Here is a 20526-nt window from a genome sequence, read left to right as displayed (position 1 = left end):
TTGGAAGAAATTCGAGGGTCTGCCCGGCGCGTTACGTCATGCGGGCGGAAGTTCCAGGCTTATTACGGCTGGGGCGTCTTCGTCGGGTGGAACTGCTGCTGCGCCGCCAGCAGGCCGTCGCGGACCAGGGCTTCCGCGGCGTCCGCCGCGGTGTCGATCAGGAAGGCCAGTTCCTTCTTCTCGGAACCGGAAAAGTCCTTCAGCACATAGTCTGCCGTGTCCATCCTGCCCGGCGGGCGTCCAACGCCGACCCGGACCCGCAGGTAGTCCTTGGTTGCGAGGGCCTTGGAAATGTCGCGCAGCCCGTTGTGGCCCCCTTCGCCGCCGCCCAGCTTCAGCTTCACCGTACTAAAGGGAATGTCGATCTCGTCGTGCACGGCGATGACGTGGCCGGGCTCGATGTCGTAGAACTTGCAAAGCGCCGAGACCGGGCCGCCGGAGACATTCATATAACTCAGCGGCTTGGCCAGCACCACGCGCGGGCCGCCGATGCCGAGGCGGCCTTCCAGGACCTGGGCCCGGGATTTGTGGGACTTGAAGCCGCTCCCGATCCGGGAAGCGACTTCGTCGAGGACCATCTGTCCGACGTTGTGCCGGTTGTGGGCGTACTCGGCTCCGGGGTTCCCGAGGCCAACGATCAGCCAGGTGTCAGTCATGGATCAGTCCTTTGGTGGGGCAGTCCGGGTCGGGGGCAGATGGGTCAGGCGGTGCAGACGACGGCGGCCGGGCCCCAATGGGACCCGGCCACCGACAATCGCCGGATCTACTCGGCTGGTGCTTCTGCGACGGAGGAACCCTCGGTCGTGTCGGCGGATGCTTCTTCCTCGGAGACCTCGGTGGCCTCGGAGATGTGCACAACGAGGGCCTCGGCGTCGGCCAGCAGGACGGAGCCCTTCGGCAGGACCAGGTCGGAAGCGTGGATGTGCTCGCCGGCCGTGCGGCCCTCGATGCTGACCTCGACGGCGGTCGGCAGGTGGGTTGCCTCGGCTTCGAGGGAGACGGTGGTCATTTCCTGGTTGAACACGTTGCCCGGAGCCAGCTCCCCGGTGACGTGCACGGGAACGTCAACGGTGACCTTTTCGCCGGTGCGGACGGTCAGGAGGTCGAGGTGCTCGATGATCTGCTTGATCGGGTCGCGCTGGATGTCCTTGACCAGGGCCAGGTGCTTTTCACCGTTGATGTCCAGGGTCAGCAGGGCGTTGGCGCGGCGGACAGCCAGGGTGGTGGACTTCGACGGCAGGGTGATGTGGATGGGCTCTGCGCCGTGGCCGTAGATGACGGCCGGGATCAGGCCCTCCATGCGGGCGCGGCGGGCGAAGCCCTTGCCGAATTCGGTGCGTACTTCTGCTGCGAGCTTCTGCTCAGCCATGGGTATCTCCTAGTGGACTAGCGGTGGTCAGCAAGGGCGGAGGTCTGTTTGCGACCTTCAACGCCGGGTGGCCGTGAGGCCGCCCTTCCGAAGGGAGATTCAGACCCAGTCGATAACGGAGACCAGCAGTCCGGTTAGCCGTGAACACGGCTGACCGGCGCTCTCCCTCGCCAAGGTTTCGGTACAAGGCTACCAGCGCGGGCACGGTTTCATGAAAACGTGCCCGCCCGGGGGGACGGCCGGGCGTGGCCCAGCCGGGGGTCAGGCGTTGCCGTCGAACAGGCTGGTGACGGAGCCGTCGTCGAACACTTCCCGGATGGCGCGGGCGATCAGCGGCGCGATGGACAGCACGGTGAGCTGCGGGAATCGCTTGCTGGCGTCAATCGGAAGGGTGTTGGTGACGACCACCTCGCGGGCGCCGGACTCGGACAGCCGCTGGGCCGCGGGATCGGAGAACACGGCGTGCGTCGCCGCGATGATGACATCCTTGGCCCCGGCGTTCTTGAGCACCTGGACCGCACCGGAAATGGTGCCTCCGGTGTCTATCATGTCGTCGATCAGCACGCAGGTGCGGCCTTCGACCTGGCCGACGACCGTCTTGGACACCGCCTGGTTCGGAACGGTCAGGTCGCGGCTCTTGTGCACGAACGCCAGCGGCGCGCCGCCGAGGCGCTCGGCCCACTGCTCGGCAACGCGGACGCGGCCGGTGTCCGGGGAGACCACTGTGATGTCGTCCGCGCCAACGCGGGTGCGGATGTAGTCCGCCAGCAGCGGGATTGCCATGAGGTGGTCGACGGGACCGTCGAAGAAGCCCTGGATCTGCGAGGTGTGCAGGTCCACGCTCATGATGCGGTCTGCTCCGGCGGTCTTGTAGAGGTCGGCGATGAGGCGCGCGGAAATGGGCTCGCGGCCCCGGCCCTTCTTGTCCTGCCGGGCGTACGGGTAGAAGGGCGACACCACGGTGATGCGCTTGGCGGAGGCCCGCTTGAGCGAATCAATCATGATGAGCTGTTCCATCAGCCAGTTGTTCAGCGGGGCGGGGTGCGCCTGGATAACGAAGGCGTCGGTGCCGCGGACGCTCTCTCCGGCCCGGACGTAGATCTCGCCGTTGGCGAAGTCGTAGGCATCCAGGGGCAGCAGCTCGGTGCCGAGCTCCTTGGCGATTTCCCTCGCCAGCTCGGGATGCGCGCGCCCAGCGGCAAGCACCAGCTTCTTCTCGCCGCGTGCCGTAATTTCGCTCATTGTTGCTAGCCCTCTTCTGTAGATGCCGGAGTACTGGAGGAAGTTGTGGTGGCGCCGGCGGCCGCGGCCAGGGACGCGGAAACCGAGTCCGGGCGGTTCGCCAGGACCCAGCCCTCGGTGTTCTGCTGCTGGGCCAGGGAAAGGACCAGGGCGCCGGGCGGCACGTCGCGGCGGATCACTGCGCCGGCACCGCTGTAGGCACCGTCACCGACCTGCACGGGAGCGACAAAGACGGTGTTGGAGCCGGTGCGGACACCGGAACCGATGACCGTGCGGTGCTTCTTCTCGCCGTCGTAGTTCGCGGTGATGTTTCCGCAGCCGATGTTCGTGTCTTCACCGATCTCGGCGTCGCCGGCGTAGCCGAGATGGGAGAGTTTGGAGCCGCGGCCGATGGTGACGTTCTTGGTCTCGTAGAAGGCACCGATCTTGCCGGTCTCGCCGAGGACGGTGCCCGGACGCAGGTAGGTGAACGGGCCAACGCTCGCCTTGGCGCCGATCGTGGAGCCGGAACCGTGGGTGCGGATCACTTTGGCGCCCTCCCCCACGTGGACGTCGGTGAGGGTGGTGTCGGGGCCGACGACGGCGTCCCGCGCCACCGTGGTGGTGCCGTGGAGCTGGGTGTTGGGCAGCAGCCGGACGTCCTCGTCGAGGGTGACGGTGGCGTCGATCCAGGTGGTGGCCGGGTCGACGACGGTGACACCGGCCCGCATCCAGGCTTCGACGGCGCGGCGGTTGAGTTCCGCGCCCAGGGCGGAGAGCTGGACCCGGTCGTTGGCGCCCTCGACCTGCCAGCGGTCTTCGGTCACGACGGCGGCGACGCGGCCCCCGGCAGCACGGGCCAGGGCCAGCACATCGGTGAGGTATTTCTCGCCCTGGGCGTTATCGGCGGTGACTTGGCCCAGGCAATCGCGGAGCACTGCGGCGTCGAAGGCGTAGATGCCGGAGTTGACCTCCCTGATGTCGCGTTCGGCGTCGGTGGCGTCCTTGTGCTCCCGGATGCCGGTGACCGTTCCGTTCGCAGCCCGGAGGATGCGGCCGTAGCCGGTGGCGTCGGACAGGACGGCGGTCAGGACAGTGACGGCGTTGTGCCCGGCCTCGTGGCTGGCGACGAGCTCGGCGAGCAGCCCGCCGGTGAGGAGCGGGACGTCGCCGTAGGTCACGACGACCGTTCCGCTGAGCTGCCCCTGGGGATGAAGCACGTCCAGGGCCTCGAGCGCGGCCTCCACGGCGCGGCCGGTGCCGGGGACCTCGTCCTGGTCGACGATCAGGGCGGCCGGGTCGACGGCGCCGATGTGGGCGGCCACGAGGTCCCGCTCATGCCGGACGACGAGGGCCAGCTCCTGCGGCCGGATGGTGCGGGCGGCGTGCAGCGCATGGCCGACGAGGGACCGGCCGCCGATCTCGTGGAGGATTTTGGGGGTACGGGACTTCATCCGGGTACCGGCACCTGCAGCTAGGACGATGACGGCGGCTGGGCCGGTCTTCTCGGGGCTCACGTGCGGGCTCTCCTTGCTCAGTGGCTTAGCGCATGCCGCTGCTTGGTGGATCTGGGTGGCCGGCGAGGCCAGCTGGTGCACCCCCGTTGCCGGATCCGCACAACTTGGGCGGGCCAGACTTCGGTCACGGCACCGGATTCATCTTACTGGACTCACCCGGAGCCGCGCCCGGCGGGTGCCGTTTCCCGGCCCCCGCGACGCACGGCAGTTCCGCCCATAGGACTCGAACCTATACTCCACGGCTCCAAAGGCCGGGGTGCTGCCATTACACCAGGGCGGACCATGCCAAGGCACTGAGCCTGTGGCACGAGAGTCAATTCTGCCACACTGCGTTGCCGCCACGTGCTGGCGTCGCGGACGGGCCCCGGCCGCGCCCCTCCCGGGGGATGATGTGGGGCATGATGGTGCTGTGAGCAACAGCACAGGGGTGCCCGGAGGGGCGGCGGGCAGCAGCAACGGGGTGCCCGGAGGTGCGGCGGTCAGCAGCGGCAGGGTGCCCGGAGGCGCGGCGGGCAGCAGCGGCAGGCCGGCACGGTCCGCCCGCGACATACGCCGGGTCCGCATGACGGGGCCCCAGCGCCGCAGCCAGCTCATCGGCATCGGGCGGGGACTCTTCGCCCTCCGCGGTCTGGACGGGACCACGATCGAGGAGATCGCCGCCGCCGCGGGCGTTTCCAAGCCGGTGATCTACGAGCACTTCGGTTCCAAGGAGGGCCTGTACACGCAGGTCGTCGACTGCGAGTTCCGGATCCTGCTGGGCTCCATCAGCGATGCGCTGTCCGAAGAAGCGAAGCCGCGCGTCCTGGTTGAGCGGGCCGCCCTGGCCCTGCTGAGCTACATCGAGGACCGCTCCGAGGGCTTCCGCATCCTCATGCGCGACGCCCCGCCGACGCAGCCCGAAGGCGCCTTCTCGACCCTGATCTCCCACGTTACGGCCCGCGTGGAGTACATCCTGGCCGACGAGTTCGCCCGCCGCGGCTTCACCTCGGCCGACGGCGCCATGTACGCACAGATGCTGGTCGGAATGGTGGCGATGACGGGCCAGTGGTGGCAGGACAGCCGTACCCCGGACAAACGCGAAGTCGCCGCACATCTGGTCAACCTCGCCTGGAATGGCCTCACCGGGCTCCAAAAAGACCCCGAGCTCCGCAGCGACGACTAGCGCCCGGGGCTGTAGTCCCCTCACTGCAGCGGGACGCGCCCGGGGCCCAGCGGGACATGCCCTCCCCTGGTCACGGAGACTGGACATATCACCAACATGTCCAACCGTCGTCTGCCCCAGGGGGCATGTCCCGCGGGGCACAAGCCGACCGAGGGACATGTCCAGCCGCGGCGAGGACCCAGGGAGATGACGAACCCGGTCCGGGGACAAAAAACCGAGCACCCCGCGGGACATGCCCTCCCCTGGGCACGGAGACTGGACATAACACCAACATGTCCAACCGTCGTCTGCCCCAGGGGGCATGTCCCGCGGGGCACAAGCCGACCGAGGGACATGTCCAGCCGCGGCGAGGACCCAGGGAGATGACGAACCCGGTCCGGGGACAAAAAACCGAGCACCCCGCGGGACATGCCCTCCCCTGGGCACGGAGACTGGACATAACACCAACATGTCCAACCGTCGTCTGCCCCAGGGGGCATGTCCTGCGGGGCACAAGCCGACCGGGGGACATGTCCAGCCATGCCGCAACACAGGGGGCATGTCCCCCGGGGGCAGGCGGTTACTCGCCGAGGACTTCGAGGGCTCCCAGCCATTCGAGTTCGAGGGCTTCGCGTTCCACGGCGAGGTCCTTGAGCTTCTTGTTCAGCCCGGCGAGGCCGCCGACCGCGGAGGGGTCGGCGGCCGCCGCGGTCATCTGGGCGTGGATCTTGTCCTCCTGCTGCTTGAGCTTGCCCAGCTGGCGGTCGATCCGGTTTTTGGCCTTGCGGGCGTCCCGCTTTTCGGCTTCGGAAGCGCCGGCCGCGGCGGGCGCGGAAGGGCCGCTGGCGGCCGTGACAGGATTGCCGCCGCCGGTGATGGTGGAGCCGGCCAGCGCCGCTTCGCGCAGTTCCAGGTACTGGTCCACACCGCGCGGCAGGGCACGGATTTTGCCATCGCCCAGAAGCGCCATCTGGTGGTCCGTGACGCGTTCCAGCAGGTAGCGGTCGTGGCTGACGACGACGAGCGTGCCCGGCCAGCCGTCCAGCACGTCCTCGACGGCGGCCAGGGTGTCGGTGTCGAGGTCGTTGGTGGGCTCATCGAGCATCAGCACGTTCGGCTCCCCCACCAGCAGGCGCAGGAGCTGAAGGCGCCGGCGTTCACCACCGGAGAGATCCTTGACCGGGGTCCACTGCTTCTCGTTGGTGAAACCAAGCTGCTCCACGAGCTGGCCCGCGGTGAATTCCTTGCCGCCGACGTTGAAGGATCGCTTTTCGCGCTCGATCACCTCGATCACGCGCAGGTCCGAGACGTCGTCAAGTTCCTTGACCTCCTGGGTGAGGACCGCGGTAACAACCGTCTTGCCGCGCTTGACCTTCCCGGAGCTGGGCTGGATCTCGCCGTTGAGGAGCTTCAGCAGGGTGGTCTTGCCGGCACCGTTGACGCCGACCAGGCCCAGGCGTTCACCGGGGGCGAGCCTCAGGGTGATGTTGTCGAAGAGTTTCTGCCCGGGCTCACCACCGAGGAAGTCGAGGGAGACGTTCTCCAGGTCCAGGACGTCCTTGCCGAGCCGGGCGGTGGCCATCTTGCTCAAGGCCGTCGAGTCGCGCGGCTCAGGGACGTCCGCGATCAGGGCATTGGCCGCCTCGATCCGGAATTTGGGCTTGGCGGTGCGGGCCGGGGCGCCGCGCCGGAGCCAGGCGAGCTCCTTCTTCACGAGCATCTGGCGCTTGCTTTCCACCACGGAAGCGGAGCGGTCACGTTCGGCGCGGGCCAGCACATAGGCGGCGTAACCGCCGTCGAACGGGTCCATGATGCCGTCGTGGATTTCCCAGGTCTTGGTACAGACTTCGTCCAGGAACCAGCGGTCGTGGGTGACGACGAGGAAGGCGCCCTGGTTGGCCCGCCAGCGGGTCTTCAGGTGCCGGGACAGCCACGCGACACCCTCGACGTCGAGGTGGTTGGTGGGCTCGTCAAGCATGATCACGTCGTGGTCCTCGATCAGCAGCTTGGCCAGCGCCACGCGCCGTTTTTGCCCGCCGGAGAGGGCGTGGACGTTGGCGTGCCAGTCGACGTCGGACACGAGTCCGCCCATCACTTCGCGGATCTGGGGATTGCGGGCCCATTCGTAGTCGGCCTGGTCACCGACGATCGCGGCGCCGACGGTGAGGTCGCCGTCGAGGACGTCGCTTTGGTCCAGGTAGCCGATGTTGACCTCGCTGCGCTTGGTCACCCGGCCGGAGTCCGGGGTGGCGCGCATTGCCAGTAGGCGCATCAGTGTCGACTTGCCGTCGCCGTTCCGGCCGACCATGCCGATCCGGTCGCCCTCTTCGAGCCCAAGGGTGACGCCGTTAAGTACGGTACGGGTTGCATACGAGACCGTGAGGTTCTCGCCGCCGAGCAGGTGTGCCACTGGGAACTGCTTTCCTAGAGAAAAAATTATGCCGTGCAAATGTGCGCAGGCCTGATCGAATCAAGCCCGCTGACGTCGTGCTGATCACGACAATCCTGTTAAAGGAGCGTATCGGAGATGATGCGCGCCCCGTGAACCGGGCCGTGCACCGCCATGGCATCCAGGCCGTGGTGCCGGAGGTCGTCGGCGAGTCCTGCGGCGGCCGCCGGGCTGTGTGCCAGCAGCGCGACCGTGGGTCCGGAACCGGACACGATCCCGGCGATCGCCCCCAGGGACTCGCCGAGCCCGAGGGTGTCCCGGAGGCTGGGCGCCAGTTCAATCGAGGCGCGCTGGAGGTCGTTGACCAGCACCCGGCTCAGGGCGTCGGCGTCGCCCGCACGCAGGGCCTGCAGGATCATCGGGTCCACGGTCCTGGGTTCCTCGATCAGTCCTTCTTCGGCCGCGCGGAGCCGGTCCAGGGTCCGGTAGACGTCCGGGGTGGGCAGGCCGAAGTCAGCAGCCACCAGGACCCAGTCGGTCTGGGCCTTGACGAGGGCCGGGGAGAGTTCGTCGCCGAGGCCGAGGCCGACGGCGGTGCCGCCCAGCAGCGAGAAGGGCACGTCGGCGCCAAGTTCGGCGGCCAGGTGCGCGAGTTCCTCGCGTGACAGCCCGCTGTTCCACAGCGCGTCACAGGCCAGCAGGGTGGCTGCCGCGTCCGCGGAGCCACCGCCCATGCCTCCGGCCACGGGCACCCGCTTCGTGATTTCGAGGTGGACGCCGGTGGAGTGTTCGGAGACATCGGCCATGATCGCGGCGGCTTTGTAGGCCAGGTTGCGCTCATCGAGGGGAATGTCGACGCCGTCGAAATCGAGGGTGCTCGCCGGGCTGATGCTGACGGTGATCCCCCCGGTGTCCGTACTGGTGGCGGCGACCTCTTCATAGAGGGACACCGCGAGGTAGACGCTGGCGACCGAATGGTAGCCGTCCGCGCGCAGTGGCCCGACGTCCAGTGAGACGTTTACTTTGCCGGGAGCCTTGACCCGGACAGTCCTCGCGGCAAAGCGACCTCTCACTGCGTTCATGGCTCCACGCTATGGCATGGCGGGGTCAGGCTCCAAGCACGGCGCCGGACCGGCGTCGCCTCCCCGGGGCTGCCGCCGGGGTCAGGGAGCCGGCCGCGCGTGCGCTTCGGCGATCCGTGAAAACGCCGCGATGTCGATAACCTCGCCGCGGGCGGTGGGATCGATGCCGGCGGCCCGCAGGCTCCGTTCGGCCTCCGCAGCGCTGCCGGCCCATCCGGCCAGCGCGGCGCGAAGGGTCTTGCGGCGCTGGGCGAAAGCGGCATCGATGACGGCGAAAACCTGTTCGCGGGTGGCCGTGGTGACGGGCGGTTCCCGGCGGGTGAACGCCACGAGGCCGGAGTGGATCTTGGGCGCGGGCCAGAAGACGTTCATGCCGATGACGCCGGCTTTGCGCATGCTGCTGTACCAGGCCGCCTTGACCGAGGGAACGCCATAGGTCTTGGACCCGGGCCCTGCGGCAAGCCGGTCCGCGACCTCATCCTGGACCATGACCAGGCCGTGGCGGAGGCTCGGGAAGTGCTGCAGCAGGTGCAGGACCACCGGCACGGCGACGTTGTACGGAAGATTCGCCACGAGCGCAGTGGGCTCGACGGGGAGTTCGGTGACCCGCATGGCGTCGGCGAGGACCAGGTGGAAGTTCCCGACCGCGGCCGGGCGCCATTCTGCGACGGTGGCGGGAAGTTTGCCGGCGAGAACCGGATCGATCTCGACGGCGACGACCGAGCGGGCGGCGTCGAGCAGGCCCAGGGTCAGGGACCCCAGCCCGGGTCCGACCTCCAGGACCGTCTCGTCCGGGTGGATGTCCGCGGCGGCCACAATCCTGCGGATGGTGTTGCCGTCGATGACGAAGTTCTGGCCGAGGGTCTTCGTGGGACGGACCCCGATCTCCTCGGCCAGCCTGCGGATGTCGGAGGCCCCCATCAGGGGTGGGGGCGCGCTGGCCGGCGTACTGCTTGGCGCACTGCCTGGCGCGGAGGGGGTCGGTTCAGTCACCTAGGTATCCTATCCCGCGGGCCAGCCCGGGCATGGCGAAGGCCGGGTCCGAAAAACCGGACCCGGCCTGGGCGGGGCATCCGCTGCCGTGGTCAGCCGCTGCAGAAATCCTGCGATGTCATTTGCTCGTCGCGTCACCCACAGCCGGACTGGGGTGCCGGGGGCTTCCCTAGCTGGAGGCTGCCCAGCCGCAGCCCCAGGGCTGCAGGCCGCGCTGCGCGTAGACGCGGTTGGCGATGTCGATCTGCTGGGCCTTGGTGGCCAGGCTGGCGTTCGGAGCGTACGCGCCGCCGCCGGATCCGAGCCAGGTCCGGATGTCGAACTGCAGTCCGCCGTAGTAGCCGTTGCCGTTGTTGATGGACCAGTTGCCGGTGGACTCGCACTGCGCGATCTTGTCCCACATGGCTTCGTTCATCATGGCGGGGGCTCCGGCGCCGGTGTTGGCGCCGGTGTTGGCTCCGGGGCTGGCAGCGGCCTGGGCTGCCGGCTTCGGTTTCGGCTTGGTGCCGACGGTGATCTTTTCGGTGACCGGCTGTGCGCTGACAGACTGGGACACCAGGGTGCGGGAGGCTTCGCGGCCGTCGACGAGGACGAGCTTGAAGCTCTTGTTGATGGTGCCGGCCACACCTGCCTGGGTGACCTTCTTTTCACCCGTGGCCAGGTCTGCGTCCTCCGTGGTGAGGGTTTCGAACGGCACGGTTTCGGCAGCTTCAGCCGTCTGGCTGGCGTCCACGCGGGACACCTTGATCACCATGTCGTTGACGACCGGCGCGTTGCCCGGCTGCGACGTGCGGTCGCTGGCCCCCAGCGTGATGCCGGCGTCGGCGAGGAGCTGGCCGACATTGGCTGCGGTCGTGGTGGTCTTGCCGGCCTTGCCGTCAGCGACAATGCTCACGGACTTCGGCGTCGAAATAGCCACGAAGGAACCTGAGACGGCAAGCTGCGCGTCTTTCGGAACGGACAGTTCGGAGGCGCCGGCGACGCCGAGTTCGGTCACCAGCCCCTCCACCGTGGGCGAGGTGGTGCTGATGGTCCGCTCCGCTCCGTCCAGGCTGACCTTGACGGCCTTGGCGAGATTGACGTTGATGACGGACCCGTCCCGGACGTGGGATTCAGCAGCCGGGGTGATCCGGTCCGAGGGCTGGAGGTCAAGACTGGCGCCCTTCACGACCTGGCCGACAGTGCCGCCGAAGGTCTGGACTGAACTTACTTTGCCGTCGACGTTGAGGGTGACCGTCTTGTTGTTGCCGACGAACGCGACGAGTCCCAGCACCAGGGCCACGAGCACCACGAGTTGCGTGCCGACCTTGACGAAACTGAATTTGCCATCCGATGTAAAGAACTTGACCACGATTGCCCATATCTTTTGGACCATCCGGGCACGGGGAAACGTGCACAGCACAACCCGCCGCGGACAGCCCGAAGGCCGCACCGCAAGGGCGCGTTTTGTCAGCGGAAGCTGTGAGCACTGCCATAGTCACAAACGAGAGCGCGCATATGGTTCGTTCGCCACGATGCGCGCCCTGCGGGAGTGAAATTTTCCGAAGGCCTTCCCCGACCCCGGCTAATAGTTGTCCACTGTAACCGGAGCGTTATAAAGCAGCCAACAAATTGTGCATACCTAGTATCTATCCCAGTGAGGGTATTTTTGGTCCATCAGTCCCAGGATCCGTATGCCTGCAGGGTATTTCCGGCGATCCGGGAACACATTTCCGAGAGTTCCCATCCAGTCAATTCAGCCATGGCCCGGACGGTGTAGGGGACCATATAGCTGGCGTTGGGGCGGCCCCGGTGCGGATGCGGAGTGAGGAACGGGGCGTCGGTTTCAACCAGGATCCGCTCCGGTTCCGCGATGGCCAGGGCGGCCCGCAGGTTGGCGGCGTTCTTGAAGGTCAGCGTCCCGGCGAAGGACATGTACCAGCCCTCGCTGTTGCAGATCCGGGCCAGCTCCTCCCCGCCGGAGAAGCAATGGAAGACCACCCGATCGGGGGCGCCCTCCTCCCGCAGAACCTGGACGACGTCGTCGTGGGCGTCACGGTCGTGGATTTGCAGCGTCAGCCCAAGGCGTTTGGCGATATCGATGTGGCGGCGGAAGGAATAACGCTGGCGGGCCAGCCCCTCGCCCTCGGTGCGGAAGAAATCCAGGCCGGTCTCGCCGATGGCCCGGATCCGCGGGTGCACCGCGAGGGCCTCGATCTCGGCCAGGGCGTCCTCCAGCTCACCACGGGCGGCGTAGCCCGGCGCGTCATTGGGGTGAAGGGCGACGGCGCCCAGCAGCCGCGCGTCCAAGTCGACCGCCTGCACGGTGAACCGGGACGATTCGAGGTCGCACCCCACCTGTACGGCACCCCGCACGCCTACCGCTTCGGCAGCGTCCAGGGCGCCAGCGATGCTGACCTTCAGCTCGTCCCGGGGGAAATCGAGGTGGGTGTGGTTGTCCATTACCGGCACGGGAAGCGGTTCCGGCGCCGGCGGATAGCCCTGCCTGCCGGTGCCATCACTGCCGGGCGCACGGAACGGGACGGGAGTGAGGGGGGTGATCATCTCTCCACCTTATCGGCGCTCCCCGGCCGCATGAAGCGGCACCGCGCCGCGAGTTAACCGGAGCGCGCTATAACCTGGCCCGAAGCCGGCCGGAGATTTCCCCGGAACTCTCTGTCAGGTCCGGCAGTTGTGTTAGTACTCTGTTCTAAAGACTGACTGCCGGACAACAAAGACAATCAACCGTCAGGAACAGATGGCTAGGAATCAACGGTCAGGAACACAGGCGCATACCCGACGAGTGGCCCGGCAGGTTCCATGCCGATCCGCCCCGGGAAACCCACCAGGGCTGAAGGGCTACCGATGGAGTACCACCGCATCTCCCTAGACGAAGCACTCCCCGAGGAGCAGGACCTCAGGGAAGACTCCGCTGTGGATAGAATCCCGGCTGCCCTGCGCCCCGCCCAGCCCACCGCGGCAATGGATGCGGAGGCGTTCCGCGCCGCCAGCGAGCGGATCCTGACCGCCATCAACACTGTGATCGACGGGAAAGCGGAAGCGGCAAGGCTGGCGCTGACCGTGCTCCTGGCCCAGGGCCATCTCCTCCTCGAGGACGTCCCCGGGGTCGGCAAGACCCTCCTCGCGAAGACGCTGGCCCGCACCATCGACTGTTCGGTGAGCCGCATTCAATTCACCCCCGACTTGCTGCCCTCCGACGTCACCGGGGTGTCCATCTACAACCAGGCGTCGAGGTCCTTTGAGTTCCGGCCCGGGGCGGTTTTCGCGAACATCGTCATCGGCGACGAGATCAACCGGGCCTCGGCCAAGACCCAGTCGGCCCTGCTGGAGTGCATGGAGGAACACCAGGTCACTGTGGACGGCCATTCCTACAAACTCGACGAGCCCTTTATGGTCGTGGCCACGCAAAACCCGATCGAAATGGAGGGGACCTACCCGCTCCCGGAAGCGCAGCGGGACCGCTTCATGGCACGGATCTCCATGGGCTACCCGGACAAGGAGGCCGAGATGGAGATGCTGGAAACCCATCAGGCCACGTCCCCGCTGGCCAAGGTCACCGCCGTCGTCACCGCGGGCGAGGTCGCGTCCATGATCGCCACCGTGCGGGAAGTGTACGTCTCCCAATCGATCAAGGAATACACCGTGTCCCTGGGGCGCGCCACGAGGGAAAGCGGGATGCTCCGGCTCGGCGCCAGCCCGCGGTCCATGCTCCAGCTGCTGCGCGCGGCCAAAGCCACTGCGGCCCTGGAGGGCCGGGACTTCCTGCTGCCCGACGACGTCGTCAGCGTGGCTGAATCCGTCCTGGCCCACCGGATTATCCTGGACCGCAAGGCCGCAAGCACGGGTGAGACTGCCCAGGGCGTGATTCGTGCGATCCTGGCGAAGATCCCGGTCAGCCCGGATCTGGCGGCCACCCCGGCAGCCACGTCGACCCGCCGGTAGGGGTGGCCTGGCCATGGCGCTGAAAGACCGGTTCCCGAGGCACATCTTCACGGCCCGGGGCTGGGGACTGCTTTGCGCGGGCTCGGTGTTCCTGCTGGCAGCCCAGGTGATGGGGCGCCGGGACCTGCTGGCTCTGGCCATCCTGCTTTTTATCCTGCCCTTGCTCTCCCTGGCCGGCACCCGCCTGCTCAAACCGAACTTCAGTGTCTACCGGGAATTCAACCCCGCCAGCGTCGAAACGGCCACCGCAGCAACCGTCCGGCTGGCCGTCGCCCGGACCGGAATCGGCTCGGGCCACGCGCTGATGGAGGAGCACATCCCCGCCCGGTTCGGCCAATCCCCCGTTTTCCGGTTCCCGGCCCGTTCGTCCACCGGCGGGACCAGCCGCTACGAGTATCACCTGCGGTCCGCGAAACGCGGCCAGTTCCTGATCGGGCCGGTCACAGCTGAGTTCAGCGACCCGTTCGGGCTGTCCCTGCACCGCCACGCCATCGACGACGGCGACATCCTCACGGTGACGCCCGCCGCCGTCGAACTTCCCGTCACCAGTCTGGCCGGCGCCAGGGGGCACGACGGCGTCACCGCCACGCGCAGCCGGGCCAACCCCAGCGACGACGACGTCATGACCCGGGAATACCGTCACGGTGATCCGATGCGCCGTGTTCACTGGGCGGCAACGGCCCGGCACGGGGAGCTGATGGTCCGCCAGGAGGAGTCCGTCACCACTCCGGAAGCGACGATCATCCTGGACCACCGGCTGTCCGCCTTCACCCGCGGTGCCTTTTCCGGCGGCTCGACGCCGCACGCCAGCCACACCTCCGGCAGCCCAGGCGGGCCGGCCCGGAGGCCGGCGCTTCACCGTGGCGCCCTCGCCGCGGTCGGCCCCGGACTCCTGACCAGCGATACCTTCGAATGGGCCGTGACCGCTGCGGTGTCCATCGGCGCGCATCTTGCCGAGCGCAACTACGCACTGCGGTTCCTCGACGTCGCCGGCGAGCCCGCGTTCCAGCATTCGCCGTCCGCCCCCGAACCGGAGTCCGAGGACTACGCCGGCGCATCGGGGCTGCAGTCCGTCGCCGAAAGCCTGGCCGCGATCCAGCTCACCAGCACCCACCACAACCGCCGGGGCGGGAGGGAGGCTGCCGCGCCCGGGACTGCAGGCCGCCGGCATCCCGCGGGCGCGGAGGCCGATCTGCAGCCTTTCGATGACCGGCTGATGGACAAGCTGGCCGCCCACCGGATGCGGGGGCCAGTGCTTGCGATCCTTGGAAATCCCACGCCGGCCGAGGCGCGGGCGCTGGCCCCGGCTGCCGGCTTTGCGGCAAACGCGTTTGCCATGGTGATCACGGAGCGGGCCGGGCAACCCGAGGAAGTGCTCGAAACGCTCCGGCACGGCGGCTGGCGCGCCGTGGCCGTCTCCCCCTCGACGCCGTTGCCGGCAGCGTGGGCGGCATTCGACGACGGCGGCGCGGCGCCGATGGCAGCCGCAGCCGATGTGCGGCGCGGAACAGGACTCCGGCGATGACACTGACACCACAGCGAAGCGCGGGCACGCATGCCGGCCGGGCCGGGGCGGCCGGGGATCCGGAAGCCGCGGGCTCACCCGGGCTGGAATCCCCTGGGACGCCGAAAGCCCGGAGGGCGGTGGGCGCACAGCCGTGGCTGATGGCCCTCGCGGTGGCAACCGCCGTCGCCGGTGCGGCACTGAGCCTCAACGGAGTGCTGCGGGGATGGGCGTGGTACTCCCCCGTCCTCTCGACGGTCCTCACGGTGGCCTTCACCATGGCCGGGCTCCGCGCCCTCCGGTGGCGCAGCGTCTTCGTGACAGCCGGTGCGTTGGCGGCGCTGGTGCTGATCCTGACATTTACCTTCTTCCGGCCGCACAGCATCATTGGCTTCATCCCCTCAGGCGCCACCATGACGCAGCTGGGCCGGTACCTGCGCCGGGCCAGTGAGACGGTCCTTGCGGAAAGCTCCCCCGTGGCTCCGAACGCCGGCATCGTCCTGCTGGTCTGCGCCGCCCTGGGGCTGACGGTGATCGTGGTCGATGCCCTTGCCTACCCCTTGGCCTTGCCGGCGACGAGCGGCCTCGGGATCCTCGCCCTCCTCATCGTTCCGGCAATGATCAAGCCGCAAAGCGTCGGCGCGCTGGGTTTCTCGGCGGCCGCCGCCGGCTACCTCATGATCCTCGGCTGCAGCCACTGGTTCTCACCCGATGCACGGACCGGGGCCGCCTCCGTGCGCAACCCGGGCCAGTTCCGGCGCGGCTCCCTGACGGGTGCCGTTGCGCTGACCGCCACGCTCCTGCTCCAGCTCGTGATCCCGGGCTTCGACCAGGGAGCCTTCCCGCAGGGCTCGCGGCTGAATCCGTTCGGCCCGGCCTCGGGGCTGAACCCGATGATCAGCCTGGGCAACAGTCTGCGCAGCCCTGGCGGCGACGGCCGGATCACCTTTGCCACCAACGCACCCAGCACGCCGTACCTGCGCTCCGTGACCGTGGACAGTTTCAACGGCGACAACTGGGCGCCGGACGACCGCGATGGCACCCGCCGGCTGGGCACGGGGCGGATCGAGTCAGGCGTCGAGTCCGCCGCGACCGAAGTCCGCGTGGTCACCGCGGTCGACACCGGCCAGTTCATCAGCCCCTACCTGCCGGTTCCCTTCGCCCCGGAGGCAGTCAACGGCCTCACCGGCCGCTGGAGCTGGGATCCGGCCACGCTGAGCATCAAGGGAGTCGACACCGACTCCCGTAACCAGCGGTACGTGGCGCTCTCCGTGGCCCCCCAGCTCACCCCGGACCTGCTGACACAAGCCACAGGGCCGGTGCAGGGTGTCCCGGAACAGTTCATCCGGCCACCGGACAACGTGCCGGAGATCGTGCGCACCACCGCCGAGGCCGTGACCGCGGGAAGCGCCACACCCTACGCCCGGGCCATGGCCATCCAGCGGTACCTGCGCTCCGTCAATTTCACCTACTCGCTGCAGTCCCCGGTGCAGGGGGGCTATGACGGCAACGGGCTGTCCGTGCTGGCGGACTTCCTGAACCAGAAGAGCGGCTACTGCATCCACTTCGCCTCCGCGATGGCCGTGATGGCGCGGCTGGAAGGCATCCCCAGCCGCATCGCCGTCGGTTATGCCCCGGGCCGGCCCACCGGCGCTACGGTCTCGATCGGCGGCCACGGGGCCCTTCCGGAGTTCGAGGTCGATGCCCGTGACGCCCATGCGTGGCCGGAACTGTATTTCCAGGGGCTGGGCTGGGTCCCGTTCGAGCCGACCCCATCGCGCGGTGTGGTTCCCTCCTACGCCGAGGAAGCCGCGGCCCCCAGCGGTGCCAGCACCAACGAAAACAACGATGGGCTCATTCCCAGCAACAGCCCCCTCCCCACGCCGCCGCCCAGTGTGGCGCCGCTGCCGCCCTCGGGAGCGGCCCCCCGCCCGGACGCGGCAAGCGTGCTGCTTCCCGTGTTGTACGGCGCCGGCGCAGTGCTGGTCCTTGGGCTGCTGCTGGCGTCCCCGCACCTGGCCCGCACTGCGTTGCGCCACCGCAGGGTCGGCGGTTCCGGGGTCGACAGCGCGGCAGCCTCGCAGGCCTGGATGGAACTGCGCGACCTCGCAACGGATTACCGCGTCCCGCCGCGGACCAGCGAAACACCGCGCCATTTCTCCGCACGGCTGCGCCACGCGGGCGCCCTCGGTGAGCCACAGGGCCCGGACGCGGAGGCCCACCGGGCCGTCCGGTCCCTGACCGCGGACTTCGAACGCCGGCAGTACGGCCGGCCGCCGTCCGTACCCGGGGTCGACGGCGCCCGGCCCGGCGCCGGCACGCCCGCCGGGAGTGCCGCCGGTGCCGGCAGCACCGGAGCATCCGCCGCGCCGCTGATCTCGGCGGTCCGCAGTTCGCTGCGCGACCACGCCAGACCGCTCGTGCGGTTCCGCGCGGAGTGGCTGCCGCCGTCGACCCTGGCCGCCGGCCGGCGTGCGGCCACGGCGCCGTTCCGCGCCGCCCGCCGGGCAGCACAGCGAACCCGGCGCGGCCTCGCCGGTGCCCGCTCAAGGGTCCGCGGGGCGCTGCGGCGCGTGCGCCGGGAGCGGTGGCTGCGCCGGAGCTGAGTCAGCTCCGGCGCAGCCGGGGTGGTCCTAGCCGGCGTACGGGTCGGCGATGCCGATGTACTGGGTGTAGAGGTATTCCTCGATGCCTTCGAGGCCGCCTTCACGGCCCAGGCCGGACTGCTTGACCCCGCCGAAGGGGGCGGCGGCGTTGGAGACCACGCCGGCGTTCAGGCCCAGCATGCCGGTCTCCAGGCGTTCGCCCATCCGGATGCCCCGGTTGAGGTCGCGGGTGAAGACGTAGGCGACCAGCCCGTACTCGGTGTTGTTCGCGAGCCGGACGGCCTCGTCTTCGGTGTCGAAGGTGATGATCGGCGCGACGGGCCCGAAGATTTCCTCGGACAGGATCCGGGTGCCCTCGGTGACGCCCTTGAGGATGGTGGGCTGGTAGAAGTAGCCCGGGCCCTCGACTGCGGCGCCGCCGATGACCGCGACCGCACCGGCGGACACGGCATCGGAGACCAGCTCGTGGACCTTGTCCCGGCTCTTCGCATCGATCAGCGGGCCGACCTTGGAGTCCGCCTCGGTGCCGCGGGCCGTGGTCATCCCCGCCATTTTCGCGGCGAACTTCTCCGCGAACTCGTCCGCGACGGATTCGTGCACGATGAACCGGTTCGCGGCCGTGCAGGCCTCGCCCATGTTCCGCAACTTCGCCAGCATCGCCCCGGCGACGGCGGCGTCGACGTCGGCATCCTCAAAGACGACGAACGGGGCGTTCCCGCCGAGTTCCATCGAGGTCCGCAGCACGTTTTCGGAGGCATCCGCGAGCAGCCGGCGGCCGACCTCGGTGGACCCGGTGAAGGAGAGTTTGCGCAGCCTCGAGTCCTTGATCAGCGGCCCGGTTGTGGCCCCGGCCGTGGACGTCGGGATAACGTTCAGCACCCCGGCCGGCAGCCCGGCCTCCATCATCACGGCGGCGAACAGCTGGGAGGTCAGCGGCGTCAGGTTCGCGGACTTCAGCACCATGGTGCAGCCCGCGGCGACGGCGGGGGCGACCTTGCGGGTCGCCATGGCCAGCGGGAAGTTCCACGGCGTGATCAGCAGGCACGGGCCCACAGGCTTCTTCGTCACCAGCAGCCGGGACTTCCCGTCCGGGGAGACCGAGTAGCGGCCGAAGGCCCGGACGGCTTCCTCGGAGAACCAGCGCAGGAACTCGGCGCCGTAGGTGACCTCGCCGCGGGCCTCGGCCAGCGGCTTGCCCATCTCCAGCGTCATCAGCAGCGCGAAGTCCTCCGCGCGTGCCGTGACCAGCTCGAAGGCCCGGCGCAGGATCTCCCCGCGCTCCCGGGCCGGGACCTTCGCCCAGGACTCCTGGGCGGCAGCTGCCGCGTCCAGCGCCGCGGCCCCGTCCTCCGGGCCGGCGTCGGCGATGCTCAGCAGGACCTTGCCGGTCGAGGGGTCCTCCACGTTGAAGGTTTTCCCGGACGCGGCCTGGCGCCACTGGCCATTGATCAGCAGACCGGTGGGAACAGAGGCCAGCAGGGCGCTTTCGCGCTCCGCGGTAACAATGGGCTGGGCAGTTACAGTCACGGTTGACTCCCTCGTCAGCGATTCGGGGTGGATTGGATCGGGTTCAGCGGTTCCGCAGACCGTGGATACGTGGGTTGGGAACGCGCTGGATTTACTGCCACGGTACTGCCGCGCTCTCCGGACTGTCTACGCATGTCCGCACTACGTCAAGCGGGGTTCGCTGTGCACCTGCACAGCGGCCTCCGGCCCGGAGGCCGCGCGGTCAACGGGCAGCGAGCACCGCGGAGTAGAGTTCGCGCTTGCTGACCCTGGCGTCCTCCGCCACGGCCGCAACGGCCTCCTTGAGCCGGATTCCCTGTGCAATGAGCGCGTTGACGTCGGCCACATGGTCCTCCGGTGTGCCCGGCTCCCGCTCCGGGGCGCCGCCCACGACGACGGCGATCTCGCCGCGGACCTCGTTGGACTCGGCCCATTCCAGCAGTTCACGCAGGGTGCCACGGATGACTTCCTCATACGTCTTCGTCAGTTCCCGGCAGACGGCGGCCCGGCGGTCCGCGCCGAACCGCTCACGCAGCGCCCGGAGCATCGGTTCCAGCCGGTGCGGGGCCTCGAAGAAGATCATGGTGCGCCGCTCGGCGTCGAGGTCCGCGAGGCGGGAGGAGCGTTCCCCGGCCTTGCGGGGCAGGAACCCCTCGAAACAGAAGCGGTCGGTGGGCAGGCCGGAGAGAGCCAGTGCGGTCAGCACCGCGGACGGTCCGGGGGCGGCCGTGACGGTCAGTCCGGCGGCCACGGCCCCTTCGACCAGGCGGAACCCGGGGTCCGAGACGGAGGGCATGCCGGCGTCGGTCACCATCACGAGGGTCTTCCCGGACCGGACCTGATCCAGGAGTTCCCCGGTCTTGGCGGCCTCGTTGTGCTCGTGGTAGCTGATGATCCGGCCGGCGACGGTGATGCCCAGGTTCTGGACCAGCCGGTGCAGCCGCCGGGTGTCCTCGGCGGCGACGATGTCCGCCGTCGTCAGCAGCTCGACGAGCCGGTAGGTGGCGTCTCCGGCGTTGCCGATCGGGGTGGCCGCCAGCACAATCCGGCCGGGTCCGCCGTTTTGGGGAACCGGCTCCGGGTCCGTTCCGGGGGTACCGCCCGGTCCGGGACGTGCGCCACCCTCAAGGTCGTCCGCCAGGCCCAGGTCGTCGCCGGGAAGATTCGGGGAGGTGCTGAGTTTAGGGTCCACCTGACCAGCCTACTGCTGGCGGTGAGCGCGGGCCGACTCGGCGGGCACGGCGCGCAAAGGAGGG

15 protein-coding genes and 1 tRNA gene are annotated in these 20526 nt (G+C 68.8%); 4 read left to right on the top strand and 12 right to left on the bottom strand.

From position 1 onward, the window contains the following. Positions 1-62: 62 nt before the first annotated feature. From pth to QK291_RS10305, 5 genes are all read right to left on the bottom strand, one after another. Positions 63-656 carry an aminoacyl-tRNA hydrolase gene (gene pth / locus QK291_RS10325; protein WP_282381414.1) on the bottom strand — a complete coding sequence of 198 codons (594 nt, stop codon included), beginning with the start codon at positions 654-656 and terminating at the stop codon, positions 63-65. Positions 657-763: 107 nt separating this feature from the next. Continuing rightward, the gene (locus tag QK291_RS10320) at positions 764-1369 is read right to left on the bottom strand and encodes a 50S ribosomal protein L25/general stress protein Ctc (protein WP_282381412.1); all 606 of its coding nucleotides are present in this window, start codon (positions 1367-1369) and stop codon (positions 764-766) included. Between the two features lie 261 nt (positions 1370-1630). After that, a complete protein-coding gene (locus QK291_RS10315; RefSeq protein WP_282381411.1) occupies positions 1631-2611 on the bottom strand; it encodes a ribose-phosphate diphosphokinase in 981 nt (326 codons plus the stop codon). A 5-nt stretch (positions 2612-2616) separates the two neighbouring features. After that, complete coding sequence (glmU, locus tag QK291_RS10310; protein WP_282381409.1) at positions 2617-4107, bottom strand: bifunctional UDP-N-acetylglucosamine diphosphorylase/glucosamine-1-phosphate N-acetyltransferase GlmU; 1491 nt, start codon at positions 4105-4107, stop codon at positions 2617-2619. A gap of 208 nt (positions 4108-4315) precedes the next feature. After that, positions 4316-4387, bottom strand: a tRNA-Gln gene (locus tag QK291_RS10305). Positions 4388-4669: 282 nt separating this feature from the next. Here QK291_RS10305 and QK291_RS10300 point away from each other — a divergent pair. Beyond that, the gene (locus QK291_RS10300) at positions 4670-5269 is read left to right on the top strand and encodes a TetR/AcrR family transcriptional regulator (RefSeq protein WP_282381508.1); all 600 of its coding nucleotides are present in this window, start codon (positions 4670-4672) and stop codon (positions 5267-5269) included. Positions 5270-5828: 559 nt separating this feature from the next. Here QK291_RS10300 and QK291_RS10295 read toward each other — a convergent pair. From QK291_RS10295 to QK291_RS10275, 5 genes are all read right to left on the bottom strand, one after another. Then, complete coding sequence (locus tag QK291_RS10295) at positions 5829-7658, bottom strand: ABC-F family ATP-binding cassette domain-containing protein (RefSeq protein ID WP_282381407.1); 1830 nt, start codon at positions 7656-7658, stop codon at positions 5829-5831. A gap of 98 nt (positions 7659-7756) precedes the next feature. Beyond that, positions 7757-8719, bottom strand: a complete 963-nt coding sequence (locus tag QK291_RS10290; protein ID WP_282381405.1) for a 4-(cytidine 5'-diphospho)-2-C-methyl-D-erythritol kinase — start codon at positions 8717-8719, stop codon at positions 7757-7759. Positions 8720-8800: 81 nt separating this feature from the next. After that, on the bottom strand, positions 8801-9712 hold the full coding sequence (gene rsmA / locus QK291_RS10285; protein ID WP_282381404.1) for a 16S rRNA (adenine(1518)-N(6)/adenine(1519)-N(6))-dimethyltransferase RsmA: 912 nt from the start codon (positions 9710-9712) through the stop codon (positions 8801-8803). 169 nt (positions 9713-9881) lie between these two features. Continuing rightward, complete coding sequence (locus tag QK291_RS10280; RefSeq protein WP_282381403.1) at positions 9882-11087, bottom strand: resuscitation-promoting factor; 1206 nt, start codon at positions 11085-11087, stop codon at positions 9882-9884. Between the two features lie 281 nt (positions 11088-11368). Further along, the gene (locus QK291_RS10275; protein ID WP_282381402.1) at positions 11369-12256 is read right to left on the bottom strand and encodes a TatD family hydrolase; all 888 of its coding nucleotides are present in this window, start codon (positions 12254-12256) and stop codon (positions 11369-11371) included. A 300-nt stretch (positions 12257-12556) separates the two neighbouring features. On the opposite strand from QK291_RS10275, the gene QK291_RS10270 reads away from it, so the two are divergent. From QK291_RS10270 to QK291_RS10260, 3 genes are read left to right on the top strand one after another with little or no spacing between them, the layout of a single operon-like run. Continuing rightward, positions 12557-13654, top strand: coding sequence for an AAA family ATPase (locus tag QK291_RS10270; protein ID WP_282381401.1), 1098 nt, complete (start codon positions 12557-12559; stop codon positions 13652-13654). Positions 13655-13667: 13 nt separating this feature from the next. Beyond that, entirely contained in the window at positions 13668-15179 is a 1512-nt protein-coding gene (locus tag QK291_RS10265) for a DUF58 domain-containing protein (RefSeq protein ID WP_282381400.1), read from the top strand. After that, a complete protein-coding gene (locus tag QK291_RS10260) occupies positions 15176-17764 on the top strand; it encodes a DUF3488 and transglutaminase-like domain-containing protein (protein ID WP_282381399.1) in 2589 nt (862 codons plus the stop codon). The genes QK291_RS10265 and QK291_RS10260 overlap by 4 nt, the downstream gene beginning before the upstream one ends. A 27-nt stretch (positions 17765-17791) precedes the next feature. On the opposite strand, the gene QK291_RS10255 is transcribed toward QK291_RS10260, so the two are convergent. Together QK291_RS10255 and rsmI are read right to left on the bottom strand one after the other, a co-directional pair. Beyond that, on the bottom strand, positions 17792-19291 hold the full coding sequence (locus tag QK291_RS10255; protein ID WP_282381398.1) for an NAD-dependent succinate-semialdehyde dehydrogenase: 1500 nt from the start codon (positions 19289-19291) through the stop codon (positions 17792-17794). Between the two features lie 202 nt (positions 19292-19493). Continuing rightward, on the bottom strand, positions 19494-20315 hold the full coding sequence (rsmI, locus tag QK291_RS10250; protein ID WP_282381506.1) for a 16S rRNA (cytidine(1402)-2'-O)-methyltransferase: 822 nt from the start codon (positions 20313-20315) through the stop codon (positions 19494-19496). Positions 20316-20526: the final 211 nt, after the last annotated feature.

The organism is Arthrobacter sp. AL12, assembly GCF_029960645.1.
Classification (GTDB): Bacteria; Actinomycetota; Actinomycetes; order Actinomycetales; family Micrococcaceae; genus Arthrobacter.
Note: the sequence above shows the minus strand (reverse complement) of the source record. Positions and strands in the feature narration are given on the sequence as shown.

What these genes read in the sequence shown, in the direction of transcription:
- pth (WP_282381414.1), bottom strand. Translation starts at nt 656, where the DNA reads ATGACTGACACCTGGCTGATCGTTGGCCTCGGGAACCCCGGAGCCGAG.
- QK291_RS10320 (WP_282381412.1), bottom strand. Translation starts at nt 1,369, where the DNA reads ATGGCTGAGCAGAAGCTCGCAGCAGAAGTACGCACCGAATTCGGCAAG.
- QK291_RS10315 (WP_282381411.1), bottom strand. Translation starts at nt 2,611, where the DNA reads ATGAGCGAAATTACGGCACGCGGCGAGAAGAAGCTGGTGCTTGCCGCT.
- QK291_RS10300 (WP_282381508.1), top strand. Translation starts at nt 4,670, where the DNA reads ATGACGGGGCCCCAGCGCCGCAGCCAGCTCATCGGCATCGGGCGGGGA.
- QK291_RS10290 (WP_282381405.1), bottom strand. Translation starts at nt 8,719, where the DNA reads ATGAACGCAGTGAGAGGTCGCTTTGCCGCGAGGACTGTCCGGGTCAAG.
- QK291_RS10280 (WP_282381403.1), bottom strand. Translation starts at nt 11,087, where the DNA reads ATGGTCCAAAAGATATGGGCAATCGTGGTCAAGTTCTTTACATCGGAT.
- QK291_RS10275 (WP_282381402.1), bottom strand. Translation starts at nt 12,256, where the DNA reads ATGATCACCCCCCTCACTCCCGTCCCGTTCCGTGCGCCCGGCAGTGAT.
- QK291_RS10270 (WP_282381401.1), top strand. Translation starts at nt 12,557, where the DNA reads ATGGAGTACCACCGCATCTCCCTAGACGAAGCACTCCCCGAGGAGCAG.
- QK291_RS10265 (WP_282381400.1), top strand. Translation starts at nt 13,668, where the DNA reads ATGGCGCTGAAAGACCGGTTCCCGAGGCACATCTTCACGGCCCGGGGC.
- QK291_RS10260 (WP_282381399.1), top strand. Translation starts at nt 15,176, where the DNA reads ATGACACTGACACCACAGCGAAGCGCGGGCACGCATGCCGGCCGGGCC.